1 protein-coding gene is annotated in these 968 nt (G+C 70.6%); it reads left to right on the top strand.

The window, feature by feature from the left end; all coding sequences use genetic code 11:
* Nucleotides 1–968: NAD(P)/FAD-dependent oxidoreductase (locus FBT96_RS19585; RefSeq protein WP_136909633.1), on the top strand; the 968-nt coding region annotated here is incomplete at both ends.

The raw sequence follows: 968 nt of genomic DNA, 5'->3' as shown, positions 1-968 counted from the left end.
GGGCTGTCGATTGCGGTGGTGGAAAAGGACTTTGCCGGTTTCGGGGCCTCGGGGCGCAATGGCGGCTGGTGCTCGGGGGATTTTTCCTGGAGCCGCGCGAAATATCTGGCCACCGGGACGCGTGCGGGGGTGATCGCCTTTGAACGGCAGCTGCGCGACACCGTGGCCGACGTGATCCGCGTCTGCGCCGCCGAGGGGATTGAGGCGGACATCCTTGAGACCGATTGCCTGACCTATGCCTGCACCCCCGCGCAGCTGCAGCGGCTGCGCGACACCCTTGCCGAGGAACGCGCCTGGAACATCGGCCCGGAGCGGGTCGAGCTGATCGAAGGCGCCGAGGCGGCGGCGCGGGTCCGGGTGCCGGGGGCGCTTGCCGCGCTGGTGACGCATGGTGTGGCGCGGGTGCAGCCTGCGAAACTCGTGCGCGGGCTGGCCGCGGCGGTCGAGCGCAAGGGCGTGCGGATCTACGAGCAGACCTGCGTCACCCGCATCGCGCCGGGCCGGGTGACGACCGACCGCGGCACCGTCACGGCGCATCGGATCTTGCGGGCGACCGAGGGTTTTACCCACGGCATCGCGGGCAATGAACGCGAATGGATCCCGCTCAACAGCGCCATCGTGGTGACCGAACCGCTGCCCGCGGCGCTCTGGGACGAGATCGGCTGGCAGGGCGCGGAATTGCTGGCCGATGCCTCGCATGCCTATTGCTACGCGCAGCGCACCCGCGAGGGCCGGATCGCGATGGGGGGACGGGGTGTGCCGTACCGCTTCGGCTCGCGCACCGATCTGCGCGGCCAGACCCAGCCCGAGACGATCGAAAAGCTGAAGGCGATCCTTTACCGCATGCTACCGCAGACGCGCGGGCTGCGGCTTGACCATGCCTGGTGCGGGGTTCTGGGCGTGCCGCGGGACTGGTGCGCCACCGCCGGGCTGGACCGGCAGACCGGCATCGGCTGGGCGGGCGGCTA

The sequence above is a fragment of the Rhodobacter capsulatus genome, assembly GCF_005144475.1.
GTDB lineage: Bacteria > Pseudomonadota > Alphaproteobacteria > Rhodobacterales > Rhodobacteraceae > Rhodobacter > Rhodobacter capsulatus_C.
Note: the sequence above shows the minus strand (reverse complement) of the source record. Positions and strands in the feature narration are given on the sequence as shown.